Below are 19,555 nucleotides of genomic sequence, written 5' to 3'. Positions count from 1 at the left end.
ATCGGCAGAGCCCCTGTGCGCCAGACGATCCGCAGGGCCAATTCCGAGAATCGCCATCCCACGTTCGTCCGCCCTGTCGATCATGCTCCCCACCTGACCCATACTCGCTCGGCAGTTGGCAGATTCGCGATGACGGCGACGAGGACGACTATGACAACACCGGCCACCACGATGTCGCCGGCGATTGTTCGTGCTGGCAAATGGTTCGGCTTCCCCACCAGTGGGCGCCGAAGCGCGGCGAGGGTGACGATGGGGACGCAGGCCAAACATCCGTAGAGCATGACCGTGTGGAGGTCGGCGGCCAGCCGAGGCATGGATAGGGGTGGCACACAGCTTGCGGGGTTCGTTCCCCACAGGTCGATGCAGCGGGCCGTTGCCCACGTCGCTAGTTGACCGACCGTCCCGATGATCGCGGCGATCGACGCGGCGAGAACGGCGCTGCGCATCCGGAAAGCACGCGATCGGACGAGTACGGCGAGGGCTGCGACGACCTGAAGTGCGACTGCCGCAGTGAGATAGGCGTGCCAGAACGTGTCGAGGAAAGCGTCTCCGGCGGGCGTGCCGATGCGGCGATCGGATGCGGGGACCGCGTCCTGAGCCCAGAAGGCAAGGCAGATTCCGAACCCCACCACCGAAAGTCCCGCGATGGTTCCCGCCGCAACATGCCCCCGTTGTGATGCTCGTGGACCAAGGGGAACCAGGAACACCAGCACGATACCGAGAAGCGTCAACGGGTTGATCTCGACCAGATTCAAGACCGGAAACGCAGGTGGGCAACGTAACGCCTGCCCGAATTGAGCAGTCGAGATCCCATCCCACCAGCACCCGAGTCCAGCGGTCTGTTCCTCGCGCCGCCAATCAGCTGAGACATACCATGCCGCGAACCACGGGCTCGCGATGACCGCACCGGCGACGAGCAAGCCCAGTGTTCGTCGTCGAGACGACGAAGCGGGCTCGATCGCCGAGCGGAACCACAGCGCGAGCAGTATCAATCCGATGGTGAGGGGGATAGCAGAAAGGATCAGCGGAGTGAAATCACCGTTCCACCATCGAGAAGACGCCCATACGTGCGGGGTGCTGCGCAGGTGGTAAGTCAGCAGCGGCACGGCAAGACCTGCGACTAGACCTGTCACCAGGACGATTGGCTGCAGCGCGCACGCCCGCGGTGACACTCGACAGTCGACCGTCGGACCCCGGCTTTGCCAGAGCGAGATCAACAGCACCGTCGTCGACAACGCACCGATGCCCGTGCCGGTGAGGGCCACGCCTTGGAAGGTGTTGATTCGTCCGAGAACATCGAGGAACAGCTGCTGGACCAGCTGGTCGAGATTTGCCGCCAAAAGCCCGAGGGCCAGTCCGGCCGCCCACAGTTGTACCAACGATGGACGCCACACCAGGTGGGGATGCTTGCGCGCGGCGATCCTGGCAGCGGGCATCGGATGTGTCCCCAGCAGCTGCACGAAACCTGTCCAGCGACCGAGTCGACCACGGGAACGTTTCGGGTAGAGGCGACGCAGGACTACTTCATCTGCACCGTCGTGCTGAGCAGCGGTCGCGTCGGCGTGCAGCTCACGGGCGCGCAACACCGAGTTGCGGGTCAGAAAGACCAGAGCGGTCAGCACCAGCGTTTCGGTGACCAGCAACGGCCGATCCACGAGGTGGGCAGTGAGCTCCGATGCGGCGGCCGACCGGTCGAAACTATCGGTGGCGGAGAAGGCGGCGAGCACGAACAATGGCATCGCGACAACCGCGACGAATGCCCACCACAGAGCAATGGTTACTTGGGTGAGATCGACATCGCGGTTGCGCAGGTGGGCGAGCTCGTGCAGGACCGTCGCATCGAATGTGTCGGGGTTGTCGTGCAAGTCGCGGACGAGCGCCGCGTCCAGACGGATTCGCCGCCGCCGCGGAAGTCCGAAGACGCTGCCTCCGGCCGAGGCGCTGCCCCGTCCGGCGACGTACCACTGGGGCGCGCGCCTCAACCCCATCTGGTCGACCAGTTCCTGCAGGTGCGTCAGCACGTGAGCGTTGTAGGCACTCGGTTCGTATCGCACCCACCCGTTCCACAATGTGGTCCGCACCGGATGTAGTAGATAGAGCACCGCCGTGCTCGAGATCAGTACTAAGAATCCTGATCCGATCCACTTCAGTTTCGCGTAAAAGGCGGGAGCCTGACATTCGATCAGCAACGACCGCCCGGTCTCGTAGGTGTCGGGCAGGGCGATTCTCGGATCCGCGAAGCAGCGACCGAAGACCGAGAAGAAATAGTTGTGACTGACTGGTGCAAGGAAGAAGAGTTGATAGAAGATGAACAGGCCACTTGCGCCGACCAGCAGGATCAGGAGCGCGAATCGCAGCGAGGTGCCCGCCGGCGGCCGGAGGACGTTCATCACTGCTCATGCCGGTTCTCATCCGCGCCGACGCCGCGCAGATTGGCGATCAGCAAGTCGGCGATCCGTTCCGACATCTCCGGGTCGGCATGTGCTTCCTGTGCGGAGGTCACCGCGAGTTGACGAAGCGTGGACTCCTGGGCGGGTGTCAACGCGCGAAATGCTCGGCTGATCTCTTCGCGCGAATGCACGCGGCGGCGTTGGAAAACTCCAAAAACCTTGCGCACCAGCGCATTACTGGTCCGTCGGGCGAGTGGGTCGATAAACGCGTTCAGCAGGGTAGTGGCTGCGAACAACACCGCGGGTGTCAGCATTGTCGCGGTTTCAGCCAGCCCGAACCCGAGGGGGCCGGCTTTGCTCCTGCCATGCAGGGTAGCCTTCGGAGATTTGAAGTACGCTCGGCTCACAGCATCGAACACCGGTAGCTCGGCCGGAACCACTTCACCGACTACGTCACGGGCGAGATCGGAAACAACCGGATCGAACACGAGCCAACCTCCGAATCGAGTGAGCCGGGATGTCAATGCTCCGAAATCGCCTGTCGCGCAGGCAGTGTTACTCGAAGGACGAGAGCGTGCGGCGGGCCCTGGCCAGAGGGTTGCGGGCCCGACGCACGGCCCCTCTCTCAATTCAGTTGTCCTGACTTCGGGTTCGAGCTCGTCAGCGCGACCAGTCGTGGCCCCAGTAGCTGTCCGCGGTGATTTCCTCCGCGGTGTAGGTGGATTCGTCCACCAGCAGCCCCTCGGTGCCGAATTCCAGATCCCAGCCGCCCGGGGTGCGGACGTAGAAGGAGATCATCTTGTCGTTGGTGTGCCTGCCCAGCGTGGAGGACAGGTGGTAGCCGGCCTTGCCGACCCGGTCCAGTGCGCGGCCCACGTCGTCGAGCGCGTCGACCTCGACCATGATGTGCACCAGCCCGGAGCCTTCCTTGCCGCCGGAGGGGATCAGCGCAAGACTGTGGTGCCGCTGGTTGACGCCGAGGAACCGCACCCGCATCGGGCCGTATTCCGGCGGGGTCGGCAGCCGGAACGCGCCGCGCGGCAGGAAGCCGAGTACCTCGGTGTAGAAGCGGAACGCGACGTCCAGGTCCGGCACCGGCAGCACGACGTGGCCGAGGCCGAGTCCCTCGGTGACGAAACGGTTTCCGTGCTGGGTGACGACCGGGCTGTGGTCGAGCACCGGGCCGTGGAAGACCTCGACGGGCGTCCCCGCGGGGTCGGCGAAGGCGATCGCCTCCTCGACCCGGCGCGCGTCGGCCTCCTCGACGGAGAGCGTGGCAACCTCGATTCCCGCCGCGCGCACCGCGTCTCGCGCGGCGGCCAGCGCACGGTGGTCGCGGACCTCCCAGCCCACCGCGAGCACCTTGTCGGTATCGCCGGGCACCAGCACCAAGCGGGCGCCGCGCTCGTCCATGCGCAGGTAGATCGCATCCGGGTCGGGACCGCTGCCCTCCGCGAAACCCATCACGTCGAAGGCGAAGGTGCGCCAGGCATGCGGATCGCTGACCGCGACCTTCACATAACCGAGCGAGCTGATGACAGCCATGGGGTGGTTCTCCTCAGTCATAGGTGATCCGGACCGTGTCGGTGACCGGAATCGCCTGGCAGGCAAGCACATAGCCGTCGGCCAGGTCGTCTTTCTCCAATACGTCGTTGCGCAGCAGCTTCACCTCGCCGTCGCTCAGGCGGCACACGCACGCGCTGCACGCGCCCTCGCGACACGAGTACGGCGCCTCGATGCCGCGGGCCAGCAGCACGTCGAGCAGCACCGTCTCGCGCGGCCAGCCCAGTTCGTGAGTTTCGCCGTCGATATCGACGGTGACGGCCGCCGCGTCCTCGTGCCCGGCGTCGGCCGCGGGTACGGGCGCGAACGGGTCGCCGGTGAGAGACAGGAACCGCTCCGAGTGCACCCGGTCGACGCCGAGCCCGGCGGCGGCCGACTCGACCGCATCCATGAAAGGCTCCGGCCCGCAGACGAACACGGCGCGATCGGCCCACGGCGCCAACAGCGACTCCAGCTGCCGCGCGGAGGGCAGGCCCTGCACGGTCTCCAGCCAGTGCACCACCGTGAGACGGTCCGGGTGGGCCGCCGCGAGCTGAGCCAATTCGGCCGCGAAGATCACCGAGCCCTCGTCCCGGTTGGCGTAGACCAGGGTGCAGCGCCCGCGTCCCTGCGCCAGCGCCGATTTCGCGATGGACAACACCGGCGTGATCCCGCTGCCTGCCGCGAGCAGCAGTAGATCGTCGTCGAGCGAGGCCGGGGTGAACACCCCCGCCGGGGGTAGGCTTTCGAACTCCATACCCTCGGTGGCGTTGTCGCACAACCAGTTCGAGGCATAGCCGGATGCCGTCCGCTTCACGGTCACCTTCAGCGGACCGTCTTCGTGCGGTGCGCTCGACAGCGAGTACGAGCGCGCCACCGACCCGGTACGGTCGCTGGGGATTCGCAGGGTGAGGAACTGGCCGGGCCGATACGCGGGGCGTTCACCCTCGGCGACCAGTTCCAGCGACACCGCGTCGGGGGTCTCGGCGATCACGCGCGCGACGCGCAATCGGATGCTCACGACTGCACCTCGCCGGCGCTCGGTTCCGCCGTGAGCAGAGCTGCTGCGTACTTGGTTCGCTCGCTCACAACAGATCCTGCTCTCGGGTACTGAGACCCAGCGCGCCCGCGATGACCGCGTTGTCGATGCTGCGGCGTAGCGCGGCACACCCCGGCATGGGCCCGCCGCCGTTGCCGCGCAGCTCCGCGCAGCGTCCCGCCGCGGCGGCGGTCCACTGCACGCTCGTGTGCGCGGGGCTGAATTTGACGACGGCGACCCGGTTTCCGCAGGCCTGACAGATGACGGCGTCCATGCTGCTGCGCTCAGGCCTCGCTGCTCGCGCGCTGCGCGGCGAGATTCTCGGCGACCTCGGCCTCCCACGCGCTGATCGCGCGGGTGGTGTCGACCTCGAATTCGAAACGGTCGGTCATCTTCTCGTCCACCTCGGCGACGTCCCGGTAGAACTGCTCGTACCAGCGACGCAGCTGGTACACCGGCCCGTCCTCTTCGCACAGCAGCGGGTTGTCGATGCGGGTCTTGCGCTTCCAGATCGCCACGTCCTGCTCGAAGCCGCGGCCGAGCCCGCCCGCGAACCGCACCGCCATCGCGTCGGCCTCCTCGGGCGCGAGACCAGGCAGCTTCTTGACGATCGCGCCGTACTGGAGCACGAACTTGGTCGGGGTCACCGGGTAGTGGCAGTTGATCAGCACCGCTTCCACCGTCTGGCCGTTGGACTCGTTGACCAGGTTGTCGATCATGTAGGAGGGGCCGAAGTAGTGCGCCTCGGAGTGCAGCACGTTCTTGCCGCCCGCTTCCTTGGCCAGCTCGCCCTGCATGTCCTCGCGACCGATGGAGGTCATGTACTGGCTGGCGACGTGGCCCTCGAAGACGTTCTTGAAATAGGTCGGGAACGCGAAATGCACGTAGAAGAAGTGCGCCATGTCGACCACGTTGTCGATGACCTCGCGGCAGTTCGCGCCGTCGATGACGATCTGGTTCCAGGTCCAGTCGCTCCACTCGTCGCTGAACGCGCCCTCGATGCGGGGGATCGTGACGTCCTCCGGCGGCGGGTTGCCCTCGGGGTCGTGCCAGACGAACAACTGCCGGTTCTGTTCGAGAGTGGTCCACGCCTTGGTGCGGGCCAGCGGCGGCACTCGGCGCGCATACGGGATCGCCGCACAGCGGCCGTTGCCCTTCCAGCGCCAGTCGTGGAAGGGGCAGGCGATGGTGTCGCCCTTGATGGTGCCGTCGCCGAGGTTGCCGCCCATGTGCCTGCAGTAGGCGTCGAGGACGTTGAGCGTGCCGTCCGTGCCCGCGAAGACCACCAGTTCGGTGCCGAACGCGGTGATGGTGTGCGGCTTGCCGTCGCGGAAGCTGTCGGCGAGGCCGAGGCAGTGCCAGCCGCGCGCGTAGCGGGCGGGCGGGGCGCCGGTGTCGATCACGCGCACCTGATCGTCGGTGTTCGCCGTGCTCATGATGTCGGGTCCTCCAGAGGTATTTCGCTCAGGCCTATGTCGTTCCGGGCTATTTCGATGCTGTGACGGCGCTCGCTGCGCCGGTAGGCGTGGTCCCACTGATCGGGAGCCGCTCAGACCACCGCCAGCCGCTCGTAGCCGGACCGGTAGAACAGCAGCGGCGCGGCCTCGCGCTGCTCGCTCAGCTCGGTGACGTGCGCGACGACGATGGTGTGGTCGCCGCCGTCGACCTCTCGCTCGAGGGTGCAGTCGATCCAGGCGATGGAGCCCTCGAGCAGCGGCGAGCCGTTGGGGGAGCGGCGCCAGCGCAGGTCGGCGAACTTGTCCTGGCCGCTGCGGCCCAGCTGCCTGCACACGTCTTCCTGATCGTCGGCCAGGATGTTGACGCAGAATCGGCCCACCTCGCGGATGCGCGGCCAGGTGGTGGACGTGCGGGCCGGGAAGAGTGCGACAGCGGGCGGGCTCAGCGACAGCGCGGAGAACGACTGGCAGGCGAAGCCGAGCGGCTGATCGCCTTCGAGCGCCGTGATCGCGGTGATGCCGGTGCAGAATCGGCCCAGGACGGCCTTGAAGTCGAGATCGACGGCCATGGTGCTCCTAGTTTCGACTAGAAATATTCCGTTTCGTCATGACCGTAGGCGGCGGGGTGTCGGAGGTGTCAAGCACGGGTTCCGGCTACCGAGAAAGATCCGTACCGATCTCCGTAGTTTCCGGGATTCAGGCTCGACGCGGGCGCGGCACTGTGATGGGAGACACAAACACATGTGCCGAAATTGCACATGCCTAATCGAAATACTTCTAAGCTTTGAGTCGCTACACAATGGAGGTGAGCCATGACGGTCGAGATGCTGACCCATCCCGAGTCCGGCGAGTGGACGGGTACGGGTCGTGCGACCGCCAAGCCGGCCCAGCCGCCGGTGTCGATGATCGAACGAATGACGCTGATCCTAGATGCGTTCGACGGCGCGACACCGACTTTGACCCTGCTAGGTCTCGCCGAACGCACCGGGCTGCCCCGCTCCACGGTGCACCGCATCCTGGATCAGATGATCCGGCTGCGCTGGCTCGCGCACGCTCCCGGCGGCTACCGCCTCGGCATGCGCACCCTGGAGCTGGGCGGACTCGCCGCCGACCACAACGAGATTCGCGATGTGGTGAGCCCGCTGCTGCACGATCTGTGTCAGCGCACCGGGATGGTCGGACACCTCGGCGTGCTCGACGGGCGCGAGGTGCTCTATCTCGACAAGGCGGGTGGACGCCTGGCCGCGACCATCCCGACCCGGCTCGGCGGCCGCATGCCCGCGCACAGCACGGCATTGGGCAAGGCGCTGCTCGCGACGCTGGAACCCAGCATCGTCGAAGCGTCGTTCCGTGACCGGCTGCCCCAGCTGACCGCCCGGACCGTTTGCGACAGAGGCGAACTGCACCGGGAGCTGAACCGGATCCGGCACCGCCAGGGCGTCGCCGTCGACAACGAGGAATCGGTCAGCGGCATCGCGTGCGTGGCCGTGCCGGTGCGCGGGCGCGGCGCCGCGGTGGCCGCGCTGTCGCTGTCCGGGCAGGTCAGCGGTGAGCGGCCCGCGCTGGACACCGCCCGGCTGGCGCGCGTTCTCGTCGAGGTCGCCCACGAGGCGGGCCGGGCGCTGTTCCCGCGGCACGCGCGCTGGCGCTGAGATGTTCGGCGCCGGGCAATTCGATCCCGGCGGCGCTGTGACCGTTGGGTCCGGCGACCCTAGTACTGCGACGGCAACCGGAACTACCGGTTGCCGCAACGTCTAGCCTTCCTCCGGCGGCGGTGGATAGTGGTCGAAGAAGGTGGCTGAAACAGGCGACAAATCCAAGTCCCTGCGCGCCGAGCCGATGAATTTGCCGAAGGCATCGTGAACCGGAGTTCGTGCCACCCGCCAGTCATCGATGGAGGCCACACGCTTCTCTGCCACCGCCAACTCGAGGGCAGCAAAGGCTTTGCCAACGGAGGTCGTCGCTTCGACCACCGCGGGCGATCCGTGAAGCCAGACTCCTGCAACCGCACTCGGCCACTCGGACCAGATCTCTCGTCGATCGATCCAGATCACCCCACGTGCGGACCGTGCCGCGATCCGGCCCGATCCGTTAAGGACCAGCAGAATTCGATCCGCTCCCGGCCGCGGCCGACACGATCCTCGCCTGCGACGCCAGACCTGCGGCCGTATCGGGTCTACGCACTCAACCCTCCAACTCGGCGCGTTCGGACTCGGTCGACACGATCTCCGCGACCCGGGACCCAGGCTCGGCGCCAGCACCCACCACAACCGATGCCGAATCAACGACTCGACAAACGAGGCCAGCTCCACCGCTGCCTCCAGTCCGGTCAGTGCTACTACGAACAGATCGCGTGAGTCAGCCAAAGCCGGGGTAGCAGTTGCTCTATGGTTGGACAGCCCTTCTGCGATGTAACCTCGGAATTTGGTCGATCGTCGGCATCGTAGGTTCGTGCTACGGTCATGTCCTTCACGGAAGTGTTTCACTACTGGTCAGGAGGGGGACAGTGTCCGAAGAATTCAAGGTAGAGCCGGACGACCTGGACGAGTTCGCACTACAATGAAAGACCTATCTGCCCAAGCGGGCAGGGCGAAAGAATATGTCAGCAGCTATCGGAATATTAACGCTGAGCAAGGTCGAATTCACGTGAGTGCAAACGGATTGGTCGACGAAATATTCGGTGAGCGTCGGCAACGGGGCTGGCTGGAATGATGGCTCGATACCCGGATGTGGATGTGGTTCCTGTCGCAGTCCCCGTGGTCACCGCAACTCGGCCTCTGTCGAAGGGGTGGCGAGATTCGGGCATTCGATTCGAGGTGGAGCTTTGCGAGCCCCTGCCGGATGTATGCAGCAGGCATGGCCTCCCCGCGATCGGTCGCCGGTCCGAAGTGGTTCTTTTTCACGAGGGCACCCGCGGGCGGGAACAGCTCACGCCGAACTCGACGTTTCGCACCTTGGCTTACAAGATGTTCAGCTTGGGGCCCAACCGTCTCGAGATCAACACCTGTCTCCGTGGTGAATGGCCGGTGTGCCACCGTTGCCTCCGGTCGTCTCGCAGGTGTCGGAGGATTGCTCGAAGTATTGTCATTGTCGGGTTGCTTTGTGTCGCAGGATTGGTAATAGCCAGAATTCTGGGCCTGACGAGCGCTGTTATGGTTTCCTTGGCGGTCGTGGTATTTCCGGGCTGGATTCCTGCAGGTCTTTTGGTCGCTTCCATGCTCCATCGTCGGGCAAATACCTTCATTTGGTTTCGTCCGATAGTGGCTGAGGATACTGTTGTTGTCGAGGCGCACCCGGGATTTGCCGCCGCGATGGCCGGCTCGACCAATGGTGGTATCGCCTAGAACTCCACAGCGGCAGTTCGAGATGTTGTGCCCGCCTTCGCTGGTAGTGGGCCTGTTCGGCGCGGTGTTGACGTCTTCGTTGCTCAGATCGACCAGCGCCGCCTGAGATTCGGCCCGGATCGGGCGGCCCGCACAGGCTGGGACCGGTCGGCCCTCCTGCCGCCGACCAGCCGAGTTCAGGTCGTATCTTTCAAGCGGGTAGGGCGTCGCCGATGGTGGTCTCGAAGAGGCCGCGGAGGGTGTTGGCCGTGAATTCGTCCAGCGGATAGAACAATTCGATCGCCAGCTCCGAGAGGGTGACGTCGGAGGGTGCGCCGAAGGTGACCATTGTGGTGAAGATTCGTAGCTCACCCCTTTGGGTGCGAATGCGCAGGGGAACCGCGAACGGACTCGGTGGCATTGCGGCCGTTTCCGATTCGGTCTCCGGTGGCACCGGGTACTGGGAGACCTCCTCGTACAGGTTGCGCAGGATCGGGTCGTCTGTGGCTTGGACCTGACGAAACAGGTTTTCCAGGAGGAAGTCTCGGACTTCGCGGTGATTGACCAGGTGCGTGGAAGCGGACGCACTGGCCGGGTGCAGGGCGAGGCGGTACATATTCCGTGGCTCGGCCAGCAGATGTTCGGGGATCTCGTCCTCGAGCAGACTCATCGCGCGGTTGGTGGCGACCACATTCCAGTAGCGGTCCACCGCCACCGCGGGATACGGCTCGTGCGCGGCCAGTATGGTGTCCAAGGCTGCTCGCGCGGCTGCCAGTTCCACATCGTCGAGACTGCTCTCCCGGTACTCCGGCGCGAACCCACCCGCCAACAGCACCGTATTACGTTCTCGCAGAGGCACTGCCATGACTTCGCAGAGTTTCAACACCATGGCCCGGCTGGGTTGGGACTTGCCGGTCTCGACGCAGGAGAGATGCCGCGCGGAGCTGTCGGCGGCCAGTGCCAGATCGAGCTGACTCAATCGCCGCCGCTGCCGCCACTCGCGGAGGAGTGCGCCCACCGGGGAGTGCTGTGCCGATCGCGTCATTCGCGCAGGATATCCAAGCGCCGATCAAGTCCTCCATGACCTCCGAGGTCATTGAGACCATGATCGACCACTGGCAGCGTTGCCGTCATGACGACAACGACAGTTCCGGTCCTCGACACCGGTCACGATTTACTTCGCGCAGTCCTTCGCGTGGATGGTTGGAGCACAGGCGCATTCGGCGCGATCCTGCTGGCGGTCGCGCCGGGCCTGCGCGAACCCCTGGGCCTGCCGACCACCTGGTCGATCCCATTCGGTGTCGCCATGCTGGGCGGCGCGGCCGCCTTGCTGCTCCTCGCGGGATATCCGGAGATCCCGGCGCCCCTGGCGGTCACGGTAGTGACGGTCAACGCCCTGTCTGCGGTCGGAATGGTGCTGCTCACCTTCACCGATCTGCTGCCACTGACCGGCTGGGGCATTGTCTTCCTGCACATCGGAGCCTCGTTCGTCGCGATCTTCGCCACCCTCGAATATGTCGGCCTGCGCCGCGCCGATAGGTGAAACATGACCAACGACATGGCAGCCCCGGAGACCGCGCTGCGCGAACTCCTGCGGGCGCAGATGGCCGCATGGGCGGCCGGTAGCGGGAAAGCATTCGCCGCGACCTTCACCGACGACGCCGACTTCGTTTCGGTGATCGGCGAATTCATCCGGGGCCGTGAAGAACTTACGATCGAGATGCAGAAGGGCTTCGACGGCTTCATGAAGGGCACCCACATGTCCGAACCGCACACCCTGATCATCCGATTCCCCACGCCCGATACGGCGGTCATGATCACCCAGGGCCTGCGCCCGAGCCCACCCGGCGTGCAACCTGGTCGCGATGAGCAGTCCATCCAGACTCGAGTGGCGGTGCGCGCCAACGGAACCTGGTTGTTCACCACTTTTCAGAACACGTGGGTCTCCCAATTCCCAGCCTGACCTCGCCAGAACTCGGCGAAATACACGCGACTGGACCGAGGCCATGTCTCCCAATAGCCTCAGCCATTCAACGAGTTCCGCCGGACCAAGAGGATGTGTCGATGTCGTCTCCGATGCCGGGGGTCGTGGCCTGGGCAGTGATCGGCTACGTCTCGGTTCTCCTGGCGGTTCGGTTCTGGCTCGTCGGCGGCGCTGTTGTCGATCGGCTCGTGAACCACATGGGCCTGTGGAGCATCGCGGCCCTGCTGATGTACCGGTGCGCGTCGTCGCCGACCCTCGATGACCCGGCGAATCAGCTTGCCCTGGGCTGCGTTCTGATGACCACCACATACCTGTACGTCATCGGTCGGCTGGTCAGCGCCGATGCCGAGCCGGATACCGTAAGGCGCCACCAGCGCACCGCCACTCTGCTCGCCTCGGCCGCGACGGCCTCGGTAGTCCTGACCGCGGCATCGGCCCGATACTCGGGACGATCGGTCGACCTGCGCCTCATACGGGATGCACTGGGCATCGGTTGCGCCTTCGCCATACCATTCACCTACAACACGGTCGTGTTCACTCGCAGATGCCTGGGCACACTTCGCGATGCCGAGACGCCGCCCGCGGCGCGGATCGTAGGCATCGGCCTGATCGGCAGCAATGCCGTTCTCTGGGGTGCGCTGGCACTCTCACTTTCCCAGCCGGCCACTGGATGGCTCGAGGGACCACAACTGTCGCTGGTTCAGGCTGCGTTCGCCCTGTGGGTCGCGATCGATTCGACACTGCTCGCGATACCGCTGGTCGGGGAGCTGGTGCAGCGCGCGGGTATGGATCGCGCCACCAGAACCTGCCGTCGACTGTTGCCGCTGTGGCGTGATCTCACCGCGGCGGTCCCGGAGATCGTCATGCCCGTCGATGTACGGCACGGCTCGGATCCAGCCACCCGTCTGCTGCGGATGACCGTGGAGATCCGCGACGCAATGCTCCACCTAGGCGCTTACCTCCCGGCCGAAACCGGCGCAACGCAACGCAATACCGTGCGAGAGCCGAAATCGGACCGGGGGCTTGCCGACTACGCCCACCGGCTGATGCGGGCGGCGCAGGCCAGGAAGACGGGCCTACCGCCCACCCGTGCCGGAGCAGCACCGCCATTGCCCGTGGTCGCGCATGATTTCGACGCCGAGCTCGCGCACCTGATCGCTCTGGCCCGCATCTGGCCGCGGGCCAAGGCCGCGGTGGAATGAGCCGATCGCGCGGTGGATCGGACGCTGCCAGCCCGGACTGCAAATGCAGTCCGCCCCAGGTGACGAGATCATGTCGCCGTCCAGCGCCGGGCCGGGGCTCATGCTGTTCCGCAGGGTGCCGATCAATCCCCTGCTCGTGCAGGATTCGGGTCACATATCGCGAAACAGCGGGAGCCCCCACGCGGAGTTTCGTTCCTTCGGTTCCACCTGGGTCAAGCCGAGCAACATGCCAAGCCCCTGGAAGGCACGCTCGCCGACCACCCGGCGGAGCGCTTCTGGATCGCCGGTGAAGCTTCCCGTGCGGAAGTTCGAGAACGTGCCTCCGACTTCATACTCCTCCTTTCGGCACTCCCAGCAGTGATTCCCGATGAGGCCAACCTTGGCTTTCGTCGTCCCGTACACCCCGGAGATCCCCGCTTCGTAGAAGCCGTAGACGACGCCCCGCATCGTTGCGTTCCCCTGAATCTCGAGATTGCCCTCGAGGTACAGATGCCTGCACTCGACCGAGCCGGTCACGATGAGGCTGGCGGTCTCATCGGTGGCGACCGAGCCCGTCGCCGACAGGTTCCCCAATACGATGAGCGCGCCGTCGTAGATGCCGAGATCACCGTCGATCCTCAAGTCACCACGGTGCACCTTGGTGTCGTCATCGAGGCAAGAGCGAATGTCCTCGTCGAGGATCTTCTCCAGATCCGCCTCCGTCGCCTGCTCCACACGCCCGGTCTCGCTCAACGATTCGATCGACTCTTCCGCCACCGCCACTCCTCTCACGCAAATGCGTTGAAGACACTATCGCCTCCACCCCTGAGGCCAGCAGTTCCTCGCCCCGGCCGCCGGATGACTTGCCCGGCAACAGATTCCAACCCGCAAGCTCACCGGCGCGCCAGCGTTTACCAGCGCGTGCACCTGCGGCTGCGCCACCTCCCAACGCGCCCGCAACCGCGGCCGCCCGCGCGAGCCGGCCCGCCACCCGCGCACACACAGCGTGTTGTGCATCGACGCTGTGATTCGTCACACGCGGCATCGGCGACGAACTCGCCGCCTGTCAGCGCGCCGACGTCGTCCTCATCGACCGCACCATCCCCGACTCGGGCGTGCCGTTGGGCGACAAACAAGCTCTGCGATACCAACCTCGAATTCCGTGCTTGCGTAGACACCACGGCGAAAAGTTCCGCGGCGCCTCGACATCCGCACGACAACCTGACCTTCGACGGTCACGAACAGGCGATGGTTGAAGCAATGGCGCTCATCGTCAGGGGGCGGACGAGTGCCGACGACGAGCATTGATCAGTGAGCCAACCGCTGAGCCGGGCACGAAAGGCCGTGTGGAAGAGGTAGCTGAGATGACCAGATCCGGATCAGTGCGGGATGGAATCGATGAGCGCGCGAGCACCCTGGCGGAGCAGGTCGGCGCCGACGAAGAAGCCGAGCGCCTTCGGGTCCTCCGGCACCCCCCAGTGTTTGGCGTCCAGCCATCGGCTGCCGTCGCTGTCGAAGACCTTGCCGTGCAAGGTGAGTCGTCCCGCGGCGTCGGTGGTGGCGTACCCGGCGATGGGAGAGTTGCAGTGGCCCTGGAGGGCGTGCAGCATGGCGCGTTCGGCATCGGCATGCCGGTGCGTCTCCGGGTGGTCCAGTTCGCCGCCGACGTCCAGCAGCCACGCGTCGTCGGCGCGGCACTCCAGCGCGATAACGCCCGCGCCGACCGGTGGGCACATGGTGTCCAGGTCGAGGGTCTCGGTGATCCGGTGTTCCTGGCCGACCCGATGCAGCCCGGCCACCGCCGCGATGAGCACGTCGACGTGCCCCTCCTCGAGCCGCGCCAGCCGGGTGTTCACGTTGCCCCGCAACGGTTTCACGGTCAAATGCGGGAAATGCAGCTTCAGCTGCGCCGTCCGGCGCACCGAACTGGTGCCGACCACGGTGCCCTCCGGCAGCTCCGCCAGCGGCGCGCCGCTCGCGGTGATCACCGCGTCGTGCACGTCCTCGCGGGCCAGGAATCCGGCGAAGGCCAAGCCTTCCGGCACCGGGATGTCGCCGGGGATGTCCTTGAGGCAGTGCACCGCGAGGTCGGCCTGGTCGGTCTGGAGCGCGAGGTCGATCTCCTTGACGAACGCCCCCTTGCCGCCGAGTTTCGACAGATCCCCCATCCAGCGGTCGCCCGCGGTGGTCACCTTCACCAGCTCGCTGTCCACCCCCAGCCCGGCGAGTAGCGCCGCCACGTGCTCGGCCTGCGCGAGCGCCATGGGGCTGGATCGGGTAGCGATGCGAATGATGCGCGTCCGCGACATGGGCAGCACACTACTCCCGGGGTTGTCGCCCCGTCACCGAGGGCAAGGAGAGAAGAGTATGGGCTGGAATGCCGCCGGATTGCTGGTGGAGGGGGAGATCGGCTCCGACGTGCTGGCAGCGCTGCCGGGCGCGCCGTTGGCATCGGGCGAAACAGGTTCGGGCGACGAGGTTTTCAGCAGCAGCTTTGCGGCCGATTACGCGGTCGCGACGGTCGGCGGCTGGACCGTGCTCGCCGATCCGTGGATCAGCGCGCTCTACGACGAGACGCTGACGCCGCGCCTGGCCGAAGGACGACGGGTGCTGACGTTCATCCTGAACGGAGCGACCGACACCTACGGCATCGGCTGGTACGTCGACGGCGCGGTTGTGCGCGACGTGCTCGTCGTCGAAGGGGAAACGGTTGCCGAGGAAGGGGTTCCGCTGCCCGAAGAGGACGGGATCGGGTTCGGCGCCGAGGACGACGTCTTCGCTCTGACCGCGCGGCTCACCGCGGTGGATTTCGGAACCATCGCCGAGGCGGAGTATCGCTACCTGAGCAATAGCGCGCCGGAGTGACACAGGGCGGGGCCGGTCGGTGACCGGCCCCGCCACGAGCGTCGGCATCAGTAGGCGGTGCCGCCGGTCGCCGGTGTGCGGCCGTGTCGCATGATCAGCGCGATGAGCAGGGCGAGCGCCGCGGCGCCCGCCGCGACCCAGAAGCCCAGTTCGTAGCCGCGGTCGCCGAAGATGTCGGGGATCGGGCTGGGCGGCGCGGGCTGACCGGCGACGGTGACCAGCGCCCGCATCGGGCTGGCGTTCAGGAACGCGGTGACGATCGCCAGGCCGATCGCCACGCCCATGGACTGCATGACCCCGAGCATGCCCAGGCTGATGCCCTGTTGTTCCTGCGGGACGGCCTCGACCATGAGGATCGGCATGGCCGCGTAGTAGAACCCGAAGCCGATGCCGAACGCGGCGCTCACCCAGAGGAAGGTCACCCAGGTGTGCGGGAGCACGGCGTAGCAGACCCCCGCGCCGACGAACAGCGCGAGCGCGGTGATCAGCGGCAGCCGGGCGCCGATCCGGCGGGCCAGCGCGCCGGCCAGCGCGCCGCACAGCATCGCGAGCACGGCTTGCAGCAGCGCGATGCGCACCGCGAATTCCAAAAGGGTGTAACCGTTTCCGTAGGTGTAGCCCGGATCGAGGGTCACCTGCACCGCCTCGGGCGGGAGCGGCTGCCCGGTCTGCTGCTGGATCTGCGCCAGCGTGGCCTGCTGTACGCCCGCGGTGACGGTGGCCTGGTCGGGCGTCTGCGTCATGTAGCCGAGCGCGTAGGACTGCACGCCGATCAGGAACGACGCGAACAGCGCGCCCGCGAGCACCAGCGCCACCCTCGGGTGGAACAGCAGGCGCATGTCCATGATCGGCCTGCTGACCCGGTTCTCGATCACCACGAACAGCATCAGCAGCACGAGACCCGCGGCCAGCCAGCCCAGCGTCGTCGGCCTGCTCCAGCCCCAGTCCTGGCCCTTGTCCAGGTAGATCAGGGTGAGCCCGGCGCCAGCGGACAGCAGCACCGCGCCGAGGACGTCGATGCGTTCGGGCACGCGCAGCTTCGACTCCGGCACCACGAAGTAGACCAGCGGCAGCATCAGCAGCGTGAACCCGGCGAGGCACCAGAAGATCGCGCGCCAGCTGTAGTTGTCGACCAGGAAACCGCCGAGCAGCGGACCCGCGATGGCGGAGAGGCCGAGACCCGTCGCGGTGATGCCGAGGCCGATCGGAACGTACTTGCGCGGCATCAGATCCCGGATCAAGCCGTAGGCGATTACGGCGGTCGCGATGGCGGTCGCCTGGAGGCCGCGCCCGATCAGGAACAGCGCCCAGCTCGAGGTGATCGCGTCGAGCGCGCAACCGAGCATGAACAGCACGCCGCAGACGAGGAACATCCGCTTCTTGCCCCAGACGTCGCTCATCTTGCCGATCAGCGGCGAGGCGGCCGCGCCGACGAGGCCGAAAACGATGATGGCCCAGTTGATGTTCGCCCCGACGCCGGGAAAGGTCGGCGCGATCTTCTGCAGCGCGGCGGCCACGATCGTGTACTGCATCGGGGCGACCTCGGTGAACAGCACGATGACCGCCAGCACGGCGAAGATCCTGCCGCGCGACGCGCCGTCGAGTCGTCCGGTGTCGTCGGCGGATTCGGATACGACGCCCGGACTTTCGGTGGTCCCGGGGTCGCGGGGAATGGTGGACATGGATCGCCCTCCGATGCTCTGGTGATACGTGTTGTGAAACCTGTCACACCGGACCCGGATCGATGCCGCGTGAATCCCACTCAACGGGATTTCTCACCTGTCATATGCCTAGGCGATATAGTCCTAGCGTGACCGATGCCAAGTCTGTTCCCGTGGACGCCGGGGTGCCCGACCTGCCGACGACGAGCTGGGCGGTGCTCGGAATGCTCTCGCACGCCGAGGAATTGTCCGGCTACGATCTCAAGAAATGGGCCGACTGGAGCCTCCAGTTCTTCTACTGGAGCCCGTCGTTCAGTCAGATCTACGCCGAACTCAAGCGGCTCGAGAAGCACGGCTACGCCACCTCGCGCACCGTGCTGCAGGACGACGGCGTGCGCGGCAAGCGGATGTACTCCATCACCGAGGCAGGGCGCGCGGCGGCTGCGCAGTGGGTCAATCACGCCCCGGTGGAGGCGCCCGTCCTCAAGCACAGCGTGATGCTGCGGGCCTGGCTCGGCCACCTCGCCGAACCGGACCGGCTGCGCGAGATCCTCACCGAGCACATCGGCTACGCCGAGCGGATGCGCAAGCTCGCCGAGGTGGACGCCGAGGGCGCCGAGGAGAACCCGGACTGGGCCTACCCCGGCGCGGTGCTGCGCTGGTGCGTGCGCCACTACGAGGCCGAGCGGGACTTCGCGCGGGAGCTGCTGGCCGATGTCGACAAGCTCGCCGAGGGCGGGCGCCCCAAGCGTGCCGCCAAGGGCAAGGGGCGCCGCGCGTCCTGATCGCGGCCCGCTGAGCGGGACTGCCGCTTCCTATATCGATTAGGGATATTTCTACTAGTCATATAGGAGGAGGTGGTCATGCGTACCGAATTCGCAGGACAGCGGACATTGGATCCGGTCGAGACGGCGATCGCGGCGATCGCCGCGGGCGGGATGGCGGTCGTCGTGGACGACGAGGACCGCGAGAACGAGGGTGATCTGATCCTCGCCGCCGAACTGGCGACCACGGAGTCCATCGCGTTCCTGGTCCGCCACGCCAGCGGCGTGCTGTGCGCCCCGATGGCGGGACCCGACCTGGATCGCCTGCTGCTGCCGCCCATGACCGCGGTCAACGAGGATCCGAAAGGCACCGCGTACACCGTGTCGGTCGACGCGGCGCACGGCGTCGCCACCGGCATCTCGGCCGCCGACCGCGCCCACACGCTGCGCACGCTCGCCGACCCGCGCACCGAGGCGCATGAACTCACCCGCCCCGGTCACGTCTTCCCGTTGCGCGCCCACCCGAGCGGCGTGCTCGGCAGGCCGGGGCACACCGAGGCGGCGGTGGACCTCGCCCGCCTCGCCGGACTGCGCCCGGCCGGGGTGATCGCGGAGGTCGTACGCGACGACGGCGCCATGGCCAGGCTGCCGGAACTGCGGGAGTTCGCGCGCGCTCACGGACTGCCGATCATCTCGATCGCCGATCTGATCGAGTACCGCCGCCGGATCGAGCGGACGGTGACCCGGGTGGTGCAGACCAGGATGCCGACCAAGTACGGCGAGTTCCGCCTCGTCGGCTACCGCGACGAGCTCACCGGAACCGAGGCGCTCGCCATGGTTTTCGGCGACCCCGGCCGGGACGCCGTGCTGGCGCGGTTGCATTCGGAATGCCTCACCGGCGACGCGCTCGGCTCGCTGCGCTGCGACTGCGGCGACCAGCTCGACGCCGCACTGCACGCGGTCGCCGCCGAGGGCAGCGGCGTGGTGGTGTATCTGCGCGGCCAGGAGGGGCGCGGCATCGGACTGCTGAACAAGCTGCGCGCCTACGAGCTCCAGGACCTCGGCGCCGACACGGTCGAGGCCAACGTGGCGCTCGGGCTGCCGGTGGACGCGCGCCGCTACACCGCGGGCGCGCAGGTGCTCGCCGATCTCGGCGTTCGCTCGGTGCGCCTGTTGAGCAACAACCCGGCCAAACAGGCCGGGCTAGAGGAACACGGCATCGCGGTGGTGCGCAGGGTGCCGTTGCAATCGACCCCGACCGAGCACAACATCCGATATCTGCGCGCCAAGCGCGATCGGATGGACCACCAGCTGTCCGAGATGGACGCGGAGCTGGAGCGGGCCAGCTC

At 66.5% G+C, this 19,555-nt stretch carries 20 protein-coding genes; 8 read left to right on the top strand and 12 right to left on the bottom strand.

What is annotated here, in order from left to right; translation table 11 throughout:
• Window positions 1-80: 80 nt before the first annotated feature.
• From ACRWNM_RS35690 to ACRWNM_RS35660, 7 genes are all read right to left on the bottom strand, one after another.
• Window positions 81-2,390 carry a M48 family metalloprotease gene (locus tag ACRWNM_RS35690; RefSeq protein WP_431972580.1) on the bottom strand — a complete coding sequence of 770 codons (2,310 nt, stop codon included), beginning with the start codon at window positions 2,388-2,390 and terminating at the stop codon, window positions 81-83.
• Window positions 2,390-2,878, bottom strand: coding sequence for a hypothetical protein (locus ACRWNM_RS35685; protein WP_431972579.1), 489 nt, complete (start codon window positions 2,876-2,878; stop codon window positions 2,390-2,392). Before ACRWNM_RS35685 ends, ACRWNM_RS35690 begins: the two co-directional genes overlap by 1 nt.
• A 172-nt stretch (window positions 2,879-3,050) precedes the next feature.
• Entirely contained in the window at window positions 3,051-3,935 is an 885-nt protein-coding gene (locus tag ACRWNM_RS35680) for a VOC family protein (RefSeq protein WP_431972578.1), read from the bottom strand.
• A gap of 13 nt (window positions 3,936-3,948) precedes the next feature.
• Window positions 3,949-4,953 (bottom strand): 2Fe-2S iron-sulfur cluster-binding protein, encoded by a 1,005-nt coding sequence (locus ACRWNM_RS35675; protein WP_431972577.1) that lies wholly within the window; start codon window positions 4,951-4,953, stop codon window positions 3,949-3,951.
• Between the two features lie 64 nt (window positions 4,954-5,017).
• A complete protein-coding gene (locus ACRWNM_RS35670) occupies window positions 5,018-5,245 on the bottom strand; it encodes a hypothetical protein (protein WP_431972576.1) in 228 nt (75 codons plus the stop codon).
• Between the two features lie 10 nt (window positions 5,246-5,255).
• Window positions 5,256-6,407 (bottom strand): Rieske 2Fe-2S domain-containing protein, encoded by a 1,152-nt coding sequence (locus ACRWNM_RS35665; RefSeq protein WP_431972575.1) that lies wholly within the window; start codon window positions 6,405-6,407, stop codon window positions 5,256-5,258.
• 113 nt (window positions 6,408-6,520) lie between these two features.
• Window positions 6,521-6,997, bottom strand: coding sequence for a flavin reductase family protein (locus ACRWNM_RS35660; RefSeq protein ID WP_431972574.1), 477 nt, complete (start codon window positions 6,995-6,997; stop codon window positions 6,521-6,523).
• A gap of 243 nt (window positions 6,998-7,240) precedes the next feature.
• On the opposite strand from ACRWNM_RS35660, the gene ACRWNM_RS35655 reads away from it, so the two are divergent.
• Window positions 7,241-8,080: an IclR family transcriptional regulator gene (locus ACRWNM_RS35655; protein WP_431972573.1), complete on the top strand. Its 840-nt coding sequence runs from the start codon at window positions 7,241-7,243 to the stop codon at window positions 8,078-8,080.
• Between the two features lie 102 nt (window positions 8,081-8,182).
• Here the strand turns inward: ACRWNM_RS35655 and ACRWNM_RS35650 are convergent, their stop codons facing one another.
• Window positions 8,183-8,401 carry a hypothetical protein gene (locus tag ACRWNM_RS35650; protein ID WP_431972572.1) on the bottom strand — a complete coding sequence of 73 codons (219 nt, stop codon included), beginning with the start codon at window positions 8,399-8,401 and terminating at the stop codon, window positions 8,183-8,185.
• Between the two features lie 1,179 nt (window positions 8,402-9,580).
• On the opposite strand from ACRWNM_RS35650, the gene ACRWNM_RS35645 reads away from it, so the two are divergent.
• A complete protein-coding gene (locus tag ACRWNM_RS35645; RefSeq protein ID WP_431972571.1) occupies window positions 9,581-9,772 on the top strand; it encodes a hypothetical protein in 192 nt (63 codons plus the stop codon).
• 190 nt (window positions 9,773-9,962) lie between these two features.
• Here ACRWNM_RS35645 and ACRWNM_RS35640 read toward each other — a convergent pair whose 3' ends face one another.
• Window positions 9,963-10,796 (bottom strand): helix-turn-helix domain-containing protein, encoded by an 834-nt coding sequence (locus ACRWNM_RS35640; protein ID WP_431972570.1) that lies wholly within the window; start codon window positions 10,794-10,796, stop codon window positions 9,963-9,965.
• Window positions 10,797-10,883: 87 nt separating this feature from the next.
• Here ACRWNM_RS35640 and ACRWNM_RS35635 point away from each other — a divergent pair, with 87 nt between their 5' ends.
• The 3 genes from ACRWNM_RS35635 (at window position 10,884) to ACRWNM_RS35625 (ending at window position 12,937) form a co-directional block, all read left to right on the top strand.
• Window positions 10,884-11,294, top strand: coding sequence for a hypothetical protein (locus ACRWNM_RS35635; protein ID WP_431972569.1), 411 nt, complete (start codon window positions 10,884-10,886; stop codon window positions 11,292-11,294).
• A gap of 3 nt (window positions 11,295-11,297) precedes the next feature.
• Window positions 11,298-11,714, top strand: coding sequence for an SgcJ/EcaC family oxidoreductase (locus ACRWNM_RS35630; RefSeq protein WP_431972568.1), 417 nt, complete (start codon window positions 11,298-11,300; stop codon window positions 11,712-11,714).
• 101 nt (window positions 11,715-11,815) lie between these two features.
• Window positions 11,816-12,937 (top strand): MAB_1171c family putative transporter, encoded by a 1,122-nt coding sequence (locus ACRWNM_RS35625; RefSeq protein WP_431972567.1) that lies wholly within the window; start codon window positions 11,816-11,818, stop codon window positions 12,935-12,937.
• 150 nt (window positions 12,938-13,087) lie between these two features.
• On the opposite strand, the gene ACRWNM_RS35620 is transcribed toward ACRWNM_RS35625, so the two are convergent.
• Both ACRWNM_RS35620 and hemC read right to left on the bottom strand, forming a co-directional pair.
• Entirely contained in the window at window positions 13,088-13,693 is a 606-nt protein-coding gene (locus ACRWNM_RS35620; protein ID WP_431972566.1) for a hypothetical protein, read from the bottom strand.
• Between the two features lie 602 nt (window positions 13,694-14,295).
• Window positions 14,296-15,225, bottom strand: a complete 930-nt coding sequence (gene hemC / locus ACRWNM_RS35615) for a hydroxymethylbilane synthase (RefSeq protein WP_431972565.1) — start codon at window positions 15,223-15,225, stop codon at window positions 14,296-14,298.
• Window positions 15,226-15,283: 58 nt separating this feature from the next.
• Between hemC and ACRWNM_RS35610 the strand changes: the two genes are divergently transcribed.
• Complete coding sequence (locus ACRWNM_RS35610) at window positions 15,284-15,781, top strand: hypothetical protein (protein WP_431972564.1); 498 nt, start codon at window positions 15,284-15,286, stop codon at window positions 15,779-15,781.
• Window positions 15,782-15,828: 47 nt separating this feature from the next.
• Here the strand turns inward: ACRWNM_RS35610 and ACRWNM_RS35605 are convergent, their stop codons facing one another.
• Window positions 15,829-17,463 (bottom strand): MFS transporter, encoded by a 1,635-nt coding sequence (locus ACRWNM_RS35605; protein ID WP_431972563.1) that lies wholly within the window; start codon window positions 17,461-17,463, stop codon window positions 15,829-15,831.
• A gap of 128 nt (window positions 17,464-17,591) precedes the next feature.
• Between ACRWNM_RS35605 and ACRWNM_RS35600 the strand changes: the two genes are divergently transcribed.
• Together ACRWNM_RS35600 and ACRWNM_RS35595 are read left to right on the top strand one after the other, a co-directional pair.
• Window positions 17,592-18,227, top strand: coding sequence for a PadR family transcriptional regulator (locus tag ACRWNM_RS35600; protein ID WP_431972562.1), 636 nt, complete (start codon window positions 17,592-17,594; stop codon window positions 18,225-18,227).
• 78 nt (window positions 18,228-18,305) lie between these two features.
• A partial coding sequence (locus ACRWNM_RS35595; RefSeq protein ID WP_431972561.1) for a bifunctional 3,4-dihydroxy-2-butanone-4-phosphate synthase/GTP cyclohydrolase II occupies window positions 18,306-19,555 on the top strand: 1,250 nt, incomplete at its 3' end.

Source organism: Nocardia sp. bgisy134, from assembly GCF_965341865.1.
Taxonomy (GTDB): domain Bacteria; phylum Actinomycetota; class Actinomycetes; order Mycobacteriales; family Mycobacteriaceae; genus Nocardia.
This window is presented reverse-complemented; position numbering and strand designations above follow the sequence as displayed.

Coding starts and splice junctions, on each gene's coding strand:
- ACRWNM_RS35635 (WP_431972569.1), top strand. CDS start 10,884: ATGACGACAACGACAGTTCCGGTCCTCGACACCGGTCACGATTTACTT.
- ACRWNM_RS35625 (WP_431972567.1), top strand. CDS start 11,816: ATGTCGTCTCCGATGCCGGGGGTCGTGGCCTGGGCAGTGATCGGCTAC.
- ACRWNM_RS35670 (WP_431972576.1), bottom strand. CDS start 5,245: ATGGACGCCGTCATCTGTCAGGCCTGCGGAAACCGGGTCGCCGTCGTC.
- ACRWNM_RS35655 (WP_431972573.1), top strand. CDS start 7,241: ATGACGGTCGAGATGCTGACCCATCCCGAGTCCGGCGAGTGGACGGGT.
- ACRWNM_RS35660 (WP_431972574.1), bottom strand. CDS start 6,997: ATGGCCGTCGATCTCGACTTCAAGGCCGTCCTGGGCCGATTCTGCACC.
- ACRWNM_RS35665 (WP_431972575.1), bottom strand. CDS start 6,407: ATGAGCACGGCGAACACCGACGATCAGGTGCGCGTGATCGACACCGGC.
- ACRWNM_RS35690 (WP_431972580.1), bottom strand. CDS start 2,390: ATGAACGTCCTCCGGCCGCCGGCGGGCACCTCGCTGCGATTCGCGCTC.
- ACRWNM_RS35610 (WP_431972564.1), top strand. CDS start 15,284: ATGGGCTGGAATGCCGCCGGATTGCTGGTGGAGGGGGAGATCGGCTCC.
- ACRWNM_RS35645 (WP_431972571.1), top strand. CDS start 9,581: ATGGTTTCCTTGGCGGTCGTGGTATTTCCGGGCTGGATTCCTGCAGGT.
- ACRWNM_RS35680 (WP_431972578.1), bottom strand. CDS start 3,935: ATGGCTGTCATCAGCTCGCTCGGTTATGTGAAGGTCGCGGTCAGCGAT.
- ACRWNM_RS35630 (WP_431972568.1), top strand. CDS start 11,298: ATGACCAACGACATGGCAGCCCCGGAGACCGCGCTGCGCGAACTCCTG.
- ACRWNM_RS35605 (WP_431972563.1), bottom strand. CDS start 17,463: ATGTCCACCATTCCCCGCGACCCCGGGACCACCGAAAGTCCGGGCGTC.
- hemC (WP_431972565.1), bottom strand. CDS start 15,225: ATGTCGCGGACGCGCATCATTCGCATCGCTACCCGATCCAGCCCCATG.
- ACRWNM_RS35640 (WP_431972570.1), bottom strand. CDS start 10,796: ATGACGCGATCGGCACAGCACTCCCCGGTGGGCGCACTCCTCCGCGAG.